We start from the raw sequence: 8,662 nt of genomic DNA on the forward strand, positions 1-8,662 counted from the left end.
GTTCGGCAGGCACAACGCTTGTGGCGAGGCCCCACCCCCAGCCCCTCCCCTGAAGGGGAGGGGAGAATGTTGCCTCACCCTCACGCCGCCGCCTTTAGGGTGCTGGCGCGGCAGATCAGCACGCGACCGCCGCTGATCTTCACCGGCACCACGGGCGTGCAGCCCTTGTCCTCGCCCAGCGCCTCGCCGGTGCTCAGCGAAATCCGCCAATTGTGCAGCGGGCACGCCACCGCGCCGCCATGGACGATCCCCTGGCTCAGCCGCCCATGTTTGTGCGGGCAGCGGTCGAGCAGCGCGAAGACCTTGTTCTCGCCGGTGCGGAAGACGGCAATGTCGTGGCCGCCCTCGACCTGCACCGTGCGGCTGCCACGCACCGGGATTTCGTTGACCCAGCCGATATCGAGCCATTCGCCCGCCAAGAAACCAGAGGTCATGCCATCTCTCCAACAGGTTGGAAGCGCGCCATCGGCGCATGGATTTCGCGCTCCTCGCCTGCGACGCGCGCGGCCCAGGGGTCATCCTGCGAGAAGCTCTGCGAATGGAAGAAGCGACGGGCGAGTTCGGCGCGCGCCTCTTCATCGGGCAGCAGGCGCGACTGGATATAGGCGAGGCCAACCCGCTCGATCCACGGCGCGGTCCGCTCCAGATAGCGCGCCTCCTCGCGATAGAGCTGGACGAAAGCGGCGCACATCTCCATCGCCTCTTCCTCGGTCGCGACCTTGCAGAGCAGGTCGGTAGCGCGGACCTTGATCCCGCCATTGCCGCCGACATGGAGTTCGTAGCCCGAATCGACGCAGACCACGCCGAAATCCTTGATCGTCGCCTCGGCACAGTTGCGCGGGCAGCCGGACACCGCGATCTTGAACTTGTGCGGCATCCACGATCCCCAGGTCGCCCGCTCCAGCTTGACGCCCAGCCCGGTCGAATCCTGCGTGCCGAAGCGACACCATTCGGAGCCGACACAGGTCTTCACGGTGCGAAGCGACTTGCCGTACGCATGACCGCTGACCATCCCGGCGGCGTTCAGATCGGCCCAGACGGCGGGCAGGTCCTCCTTCCTGATGCCGAAGATGTCGAGCCGCTGGCCGCCCGTGACCTTGACCATCGGCGCGTTGAACTTCTCGACCACATCGGCGATCGCGCGCAGTTCCTTCGGGCTGGTGATGCCGCCCCACATGCGCGGCACGACCGAATAGGTGCCGTCCTTCTGGATGTTGGCGTGCATCCGCTCGTTGACGAAGCGGCTCTGCTGGTCGTCGACATATTCGCCGGGCAGCGCGCAGAGCAGATAGTAGTTGAGCGCCGGGCGGCAGGACGAACAGCCGTCCGGGGTCGACCAGTGCAGCTTCTGCATGACCTCGGGGATCGACTTCATCCCCTGCGCCACGATCTCGCGGCGGACATCGTCATGGCCGAAGCTGGTGCATTTGCACATGGTCTTCGGCCCGGCCTCCACCTCGTCGCCCAGGGTGAGCGCGAGCAACGTCTCGACCAGCCCGGTGCACGAGCCGCAGCTCGCCGACGCCTTGCAGGTGGCGCGGACGGCGTCGAGGCTGTGCGCGCCCTTGGCGATGCACGATACGACCTGGCCCTTGGTGACGCCGTTGCAGCCGCAAATCTCCGCCGTGTCGGAGAGCGCCGCAACGGCCGCCTTAGGGTCCGCCTGCCCCCCTCCCGAGGCGAAGGCCTGGCCGAAGATCAGCGCGTCGCGGATATCGCCGACACTCTCGCCCTTTTTGAGCAGGTCGAAATACCAGTTGCCGTCGGCGGTATCGCCGTAGAGCACCGCGCCGACGATCCGGTCGTCCTTGACCACGACGCGCTTGTAGATGCCCCGCGACGCGTCGCGCAGCACGATATCCTCCGCGCCGTCGCCGCCGCCGAAATCGCCCGCCGAAAAGACGTCGAGCCCGGCGACCTTCAGCTTGGTGGCGGTGGCGGTGGGGCGATAGCCGGACGGTGCGCCGGTCAACGCATCGGCCAGGCTGCGGCACATGTCCCAGAGCGGCGCGACCAGGCCGTAGACCTGCCCGTCATGCTCGACGCACTCGCCGACCGCCAGGATGCGGGGATCGGAGGTGACCATGTGATCGTCCACCTTGATCCCGCGCCCGACCTCCAGCCCGGCGGCGCGGGCCAGCGCGACCGAGGGGCGGATGCCGACCGCCATGACGACCAGATCGGCGGGGATTTCGCGCCCGTCCTTCAGGCGGATCGCCTCCACCTTGCCATCGCCCAGGATCGCGGCGGTGTCCGCGCCAGTCAGTACCGTTTGGCCGCGCGCCTCCAGCGCCTGTTTGAGCAGCCAGCCCGCCGCCTCGTCCAGCTGCCGCTCCATCAGCGTCGGCATCAGGTGGAGGACGGTGACGGTCATGCCGCGCAAGGACAGGCCATGCGCCGCCTCCAGCCCCAGCAGGCCGCCGCCGATCACTACCGCGCTGCCACCCCGCTCGGCGGCGGCGAGCATATGCTCGACATCCTTCATGTCGCGGAAGCTGATGACGCCGGGCAGGTCGTGGCCGGGCACCGGGATGATGAACGGATCGGAGCCGGTCGCGATCAGCAGCCGGTCATAGTCCAGCACCATGCCGCTCTGCGCGGTGACGGTGCGCGCGTCCCGGTCGATCGCGGTGACGGGATCGCCGCTGACCAGGGTGATGCCGTTATCTTCATACCAGTCGAGGCCGTTGATGACGATCTCGTCGAACGTCTTCTCGCCCGCCAGCACCGGCGACAGCATGATCCGATTGTAGTTCACCAGCGGCTCGGCGCCGAAGATGGTGATACGGTAACGGGCGGGATCGCGGGCCAGCAATTCCTCGACCGCGCGGCATCCGGCCATGCCGTTGCCGACGACGATCAAATGCTCGCGGGTATCGACCTTCGCGGGGGTGACGACTTCGTGTTTCATCGGTTCGATCCGTGGAAGAGGAAAAGCATCAGATCCGCACGCCCTCGGCCGCGCCCCAGCTGCGGCGCCAGCGGGTCTTGACCAGCATCAGGCCCGCCAGCGCGATCAGGGCCAGCGCGGCGAAGATCAGGAAGCCGCCGGAAAAGCTGCCCGTCCACTGCTTGGCGAAGCCCAGCGACGAGGCGAGGTAGAAGCCGCCGATCCCGCCCGCCATGCCGACCAGGCCGGTCATCACGCCGATCTCGGCGGCGAAACGCTGCGGCACCAGCTGGAACACCGAACCATTGCCGACTCCCAGCGCCAGCATCGACAGGACGAACAGTGCGAGCGAGGCGGCGAACCCGTCGACCATCGCCACGCCGGTCAGGGTGACGGCGGCGGCGGCGAACACGCCGAGCAGCGCCTTCACGCCCCCGATCGCATCGGCCAGCGCGCCGCCCATCGGCCGGACCAGCGACCCGGCGAAGACACAGGCCGCCGTGGCATAACCGGCCTGTACCGGGGTCAGACCGAAGCGGTCGGTGAAATAGATGGGCAGGCTGGCGGCAAGCCCGACGAACCCGCCGAAGGTGACGGCGTAGAAGCCCATCAGCCACCAGGCATCGGCCTGTTTCAGGGGCGCCAGATACTCGACCAGACGGCGCGGCGGCGGTGCGCCCGGCGCGTCCTTGGCCATCACCATATAGGCGAAGAAGACGAGGGTCAGCGGCAGGCAGGCCAGACCCAGTACCGCGTTCCAGCCGAACAGCTTGGCCAGCGCAGGCGCGAACAGGGCGGCGAGCACCGTGCCCGAATTGCCCATGCCCGCCAGGCCCATCGCCTTGCCCTGATGCTCGGGCGGATACCAGCGGCTGGCGAGGGGCAGCGCGATGGCGAAGCTCGCCCCCGCAAAGCCCAGGATGACCCCCAGCGCCAGCGTGCCGCCAAAGCTGTTCACCCCCAGCACCCAGGCCGAGAAGAGGCCGCCGATCACGATCAACTGGCTGATCGCACCCGCCCGCTTCGGCCCGATCCGGTCGACCAGCAGGCCGTTGACGACGCGCAGCACCGCCCCCGCCAGCGTCGGCACCGCGACCATCACGCCCTTTTCCGCCGGGGTCAGCGACAGGCTGGCCGAAATCTGCGGCGCCAATGGGCCGAGCAGGACCCAGACCATGAAGGCCAGATCGAAATAGAGGAACGCCGCGATCAGCGTCGGCGTATGACCGCTCGCCCAGAAGCCGCCATCGTCCGCCGCTTTCGCCGCCTTGTCGTCATCCCAGAATGCCGTCGCCATCGTGCCGCCTCCGTGGGGTCGCCGGGACCCGAAACGAAAAAAGCCGCCAGGACGCGGGACCCTTGCGGGTCGCATCCTGGCGGCTTCGTTGCCTCCAAGCGGTGAACGGGCATGACCCGCTTCCGCCAGCGCGCCACCCCGTCGTTGGAGCGGCGATCGCCGTTATCTCGTGTCCGACGCCATTGCCGGACGACTCGAAAACTGCCTGATTCGCCAGCGGCGCGCAAGACCCTTTCGCAATCGCAGCAAAAACATCCTCCCCGGAACGGGGAGGTGGCAGCGCGAAGCGCTGACGGAGGGGGGCTTCCACATAGTTCACCCTTTGTGGAGATCCCCCTCCACCACCTCTTTGCGGCGGTCCCCCTCCCCGTTCCGGGGAGGATCGTTACGGCAACTCCTTCAAATACCCCGGAATATCATCCGGGTCGAAGGCCCGCCCGTCGAAGAACCGATCGCTCCCCAGCACCAGCCGTCCTTGCGTCGACCCCGCTCCGATCGGCTCGACCAGAGCCCCCTCCAGCTTGGAACTCGCCCCCGGCAGCGGCGCGCCCGAACCCGCCAGCGCGGCGCGGTACAGGTCCGGGCGGAACACCCCTTGCGCCGTCGCGGCGTCGGCGCTCGAGAAGGGCAGCCCCTCCCACCGTACCATCTGGGCATAGAGCCAACCCGCCTGGCTGCGCCACGGGAAGTTCGCCGCCTCACGATACTGGAACATGAAATCGGGATAATGGACCGGCTCGCCGCCCGGCACCACGCGGATGCGGTCGGTGATCGCGCGGAGGATCGCGCCCACCGGCGCGTCGAGATAAGCGGTGCGCGACAGGATTTCGGCGCTCTGTTCGACCGTCTCGGGATCGATGAAATGCGCCGCCGCCGCGTGCAGCGCGCGGATCAGCCGCAGCACGCCGTCGCGCCGCTCCTCTGCCTGGTCGCCGCGCATCGCCAGCACCTTCTCGACGCCGCGCCGCCAGATTTGCGCGGTGGCCAGCGCGATCCGCCCGACGCCGCGATCGACCGCGATCGAGTTCCACGGCTCGCCGACGCAAATACCGTCCACCTCGCCCGCCGCCAGCGCATCGGCGGCGAAGGGCGGGCTGGTCACGACGATATCGACATCCATGTCCGGCCGGATACCGACCCCCGCCAGCCAGTAGCGCAGCATGTAGTTATGGCTGGAGTGGCGATGCACCACCCCGAAGCGCAGACGCTGTCGCGCCGCCACCTCGCGCAGGGCCGCCCCCACGGCGATTGGATCGCCCAGCCCCTCGCCCAGCCCGCACGCCTCGCCCAGTGCGGTCGAGAAGGTGATGGCGTTGCCGTTCAACCCCAGTACGAAGGGCACCGCCATCGGCACCGCCGGACGATCGCGGCCCAGCGCGGTCGCGATGGCGAGCGGCGCGACCATGTGCGCGGCGTCGGTATGCCCATAGAGCAGCCGGTCGCGCACCGCCGCCCAGGTGACGTCGCGCACCAGATCGACCGCCACCCCCTGTTCCTCGGCAAAGCCCAGCTCATGCGCCAATATCGGCAGCGCGGCGTCGACCAGCGGCACGAAGCCGATGCGGAACCGGTCGAGACTCACGGCACATCTCCCATCAGCGCCTCGCTGGTCACGATCGCCTCGGCCACCTCGGCGATCCGCCGGTTGGATTGCATCGCATGGCCGCGCAGCAGCGCATAGGCGGCCGGCTCGTCGATGCCGCGACGGCGCATCAGGATCGCCTTGGCCCGATCGATCGTCTGGCGGTCGGCCAGCGCGGTCTTCGCCTCGGCCAGTTCGGCCTGGAGCCGCGAAAAGGCCTGGAAGCGGCGGATCGCGACGTCGAGCACCGGCTTGATCCGCTGCTTCGCCAGACCGTCGACGACATAGGCCGAAACCCCCGCATCGACCGCCGCCAGCGCGCTTTCGGCATCCGACTGGTCGACGAACATCGCGATCGGCCGGTCCACCGCGCGCGACATGGCGAAAAAATCCTCCAGCAGGTCACGGCCGGGATTTTCCAGATTGATGAGCACCACCTCGGGCGCGCACGCCTCGATCTGGCGGACGATCGGCCCGGCGGGGTCGATCAGCACCTGATCGTCCAATCCGGCCTCGCGCAGGCCCTCGGCGATGATCGCCGCGCGCGTCGTGCTGGTGTCGATGATCGCGATCCTCACGGGCGGATGGACTAGCTCGAAAGCCGCGCGTCATCCAGTCCGGACGATGAAGGACGGCATGACGTTTTTTTCAGAATAGCCGGGCCGAAGTGTTGCCTTGCCGAATCGTCACCCTATGAGACGTTGCAACATACCATATCACCGGATCATCCATGGCCGTCACCGACTCCTTACTTCGTCGTTCCCGTCTTGCCGTCCTGTCCCTTGCCATGGCCTCATGCGCCATGCCGCTGTGCGCCAATGCGCAGGAAGCCGATACGCGCGAACAGGCCGAGGATCGTTCGGACATCGTGGTCCTGGGCACCCGCCGCTCGGTCGACCGCACCCTGTCGTCCGATCCCGCGACCGCGCGCATGTCGCAGTCCAGCCGCTCGCTGGAGCAGGACGTGTTGCAGGCGGCGGGCACGTACCGCCTGAACGACGCGCTGGAGCTGGTCAGCGGGTTCAGCCAGCAGAACAACCGCGGCGGCGTGCTGGACAATTTCGCGATTCGCGGCTTTCTCGGCACGCCGGACGGCGGCGCGGAATTCTATGTCGACGGGTTCATCGCCAATCGCGGCATGGTGCCGCCCCGCGACCCCGCCACGGTCGAGCGGATCGAGGTGCTGAAAGGTCCGGCGGGCGCGATCTTCGGCGATGTCGATCCGGGCGGCCGGGTCAACATCGTCTCCAAGATGCCGCGCTTCACCTCCTCGGCCCGGCTGACCGCGACCTATGGCTCGTTCGACACCCGCCGGGTCGAGGCGGATGCCACGGGGCCGCTCTCCGACACCTTCGCCGCGCGAATCATCGTCGCGGCCGAGGACAGCGATGGCTGGCGCGACACGGTGTCGCTCAAGCGTCGGGTGGTCTCCCCCTCGCTGACCTGGGCGCCGAGCGATGCGCTGCGCCTGACCTATCTGGCCGAGTTCATGCAGTTCGACACGAGTTCGATCGCGGCATCCCGGCGGTCGGCGACGATGCCAATGCCCTGCCCCGCTCGAATTATTATGGCGAGCCGTCCAACGGCCTCACCCGTTTCCGCAACGAGCGGCACCAGCTGACCGGGCTGGCGCAACTGGGCGGCGGCTGGACGCTGAACGGCGGGATCGTCTGGCGCACAGGCTCGCTCAAGGGCTTTTCGGCGGACCAGTCGCGCATCGTGGGCACCCAGGTCTGGCGCCAGCGCCGCTCGCGCGATTTCGTGATCGACGATCTGGCCGCGCGGCTTGAGCTGGCGGGGACGGTCGGACGGCACCAGTTGAGCCTCGGCCTCAAGGGCTATCGCATGACCTATGGCGAGCGGTGGATGCGGCGCAATCCGTCGGCGGCGGCGCCCTATGCCGTCGATCTCTATGATCCGGCATCGACCTATGGCGGCACGGCCGCGCCGCTCCTGCCCTTCACCAACAATGACGAGAATCGCTGGGCGGGCACGCTGTACGTCCAGGACATGTGGGCGGTGACCGACCGGCTGACCCTGGTCGGGGGGGCGCGGGTCGATCCCTATCGGCAGAAGATCGTCAACAACCGCACCGGCGGGGTCGGACAGATCGTTGACGAGCCGGTCAAGTTCCGTGCTGGCGCCCGCTATGCAGTGGACGACCATGTGTCGGTCCATGCCAATTGGGGCGAATCCTTCCTGCTCAATTCCGGCACAGGCCGCACCGGCGAGGGTTTCCAGCCGGAGGAAGCGCGTGGGTATGAAGTCGGCGTTGCGGGCCGCTGGGCCGGGCTCGACCTGGGCATGACCTGGTTCGACATCGCCAAGAGCAACATCCTGACCACCGATCCGGTCGATCCCGGTTTCAACGCGCCGGTCGGCCGGATGAACAGCCGGGGGATCGAGGCCGACGCCTCGCTGCGCCTGGCCCGCCGGTGGCAGGTGATCGCCAACTATGCCTGGGTCCATGCCCGCAACGACGACAAGAGCTTCGCCACCCCGGCGGTGCTGGGCGTGCCCGCGCATTCGGGGACGGTGCTGGTCGTCCACCAACTGCCCATCGCCGGACGCGACTGGCAGTTGAGCGGCGGCGTCGCCTATGTCGGCGACCGCGCAGGCTCGCTCGATGCACGGCCGCTGGTCCTGCCCTCCTATGTAAAGGCCAAGGCGGCGGTCGAAATGCCCGTCACCGACCAGCTGCGCTTCCGGCTGGAGGCCGACAACCTGTTCGACGCGCGCTATGCCGCGAGTTCGTACAGCCGCTTGTGGATCTATCCCGGCGCGCCAAGGACAGTCCGCGCCTCGCTGCGGCTGGAGATATAGAGCGGGACGACATTGCGTTGAATCGACGCAAGCCCCTCCCCTTCAGGGGAGGGGTTGGGGTGGGGCCTTT

The 8,662-nt window shown here is 68.1% G+C and carries 7 protein-coding genes; 2 read left to right on the forward strand and 5 right to left on the reverse strand.

Features of this window, described 5'->3' with window-relative positions:
• Nucleotides 1–80 precede the first annotated feature (80 nt).
• From nirD to SP5_RS09510, 5 genes are all read right to left on the reverse strand, one after another.
• On the reverse strand, nucleotides 81–434 hold the full coding sequence (gene nirD, locus SP5_RS09490) for a nitrite reductase small subunit NirD (protein ID WP_042487547.1): 354 nt from the start codon (nucleotides 432–434) through the stop codon (nucleotides 81–83).
• Nucleotides 431–2,911, reverse strand: coding sequence for a nitrite reductase large subunit NirB (gene nirB, locus SP5_RS09495; RefSeq protein WP_042487551.1), 2,481 nt, complete (start codon nucleotides 2,909–2,911; stop codon nucleotides 431–433). Before nirB ends, nirD begins: the two co-directional genes overlap by 4 nt.
• Nucleotides 2,912–2,939: 28 nt before the next feature.
• Nucleotides 2,940–4,187 (reverse strand): nitrate/nitrite transporter, encoded by a 1,248-nt coding sequence (locus SP5_RS09500; protein ID WP_042487554.1) that lies wholly within the window; start codon nucleotides 4,185–4,187, stop codon nucleotides 2,940–2,942.
• Nucleotides 4,188–4,572: 385 nt separating this feature from the next.
• Entirely contained in the window at nucleotides 4,573–5,769 is a 1,197-nt protein-coding gene (locus tag SP5_RS09505; RefSeq protein WP_042487557.1) for an ABC transporter substrate-binding protein, read from the reverse strand.
• Nucleotides 5,766–6,347, reverse strand: a complete 582-nt coding sequence (locus tag SP5_RS09510) for an ANTAR domain-containing response regulator (RefSeq protein ID WP_042487560.1) — start codon at nucleotides 6,345–6,347, stop codon at nucleotides 5,766–5,768. The genes SP5_RS09505 and SP5_RS09510 overlap by 4 nt, the downstream gene beginning before the upstream one ends.
• A 209-nt stretch (nucleotides 6,348–6,556) precedes the next feature.
• Here SP5_RS09510 and SP5_RS19755 point away from each other — a divergent pair, with 209 nt between their 5' ends.
• Together SP5_RS19755 and SP5_RS19760 are read left to right on the forward strand one after the other, a co-directional pair.
• Nucleotides 6,557–7,390 (forward strand): TonB-dependent siderophore receptor, encoded by an 834-nt coding sequence (locus SP5_RS19755; RefSeq protein WP_245613450.1) that lies wholly within the window; start codon nucleotides 6,557–6,559, stop codon nucleotides 7,388–7,390.
• Complete coding sequence (locus tag SP5_RS19760) at nucleotides 7,318–8,592, forward strand: TonB-dependent receptor (RefSeq protein WP_245613451.1); 1,275 nt, start codon at nucleotides 7,318–7,320, stop codon at nucleotides 8,590–8,592. The genes SP5_RS19755 and SP5_RS19760 overlap by 73 nt, the downstream gene beginning before the upstream one ends.
• The last annotated feature ends 70 nt before the right edge of the window (nucleotides 8,593–8,662 follow it).

Origin of the sequence: Sphingomonas parapaucimobilis NBRC 15100 (assembly GCF_000787715.1) — a bacterium.
Taxonomy (GTDB): Bacteria; Pseudomonadota; Alphaproteobacteria; order Sphingomonadales; family Sphingomonadaceae; genus Sphingomonas; species Sphingomonas parapaucimobilis.

What these genes read in the sequence shown, in the direction of transcription:
- nirB (WP_042487551.1), bottom strand. Translation starts at nt 2,911, where the DNA reads ATGAAACACGAAGTCGTCACCCCCGCGAAGGTCGATACCCGCGAGCAT.
- SP5_RS09500 (WP_042487554.1), bottom strand. Translation starts at nt 4,187, where the DNA reads ATGGCGACGGCATTCTGGGATGACGACAAGGCGGCGAAAGCGGCGGAC.
- SP5_RS19755 (WP_245613450.1), top strand. Translation starts at nt 6,557, where the DNA reads ATGGCCTCATGCGCCATGCCGCTGTGCGCCAATGCGCAGGAAGCCGAT.
- nirD (WP_042487547.1), bottom strand. Translation starts at nt 434, where the DNA reads ATGACCTCTGGTTTCTTGGCGGGCGAATGGCTCGATATCGGCTGGGTC.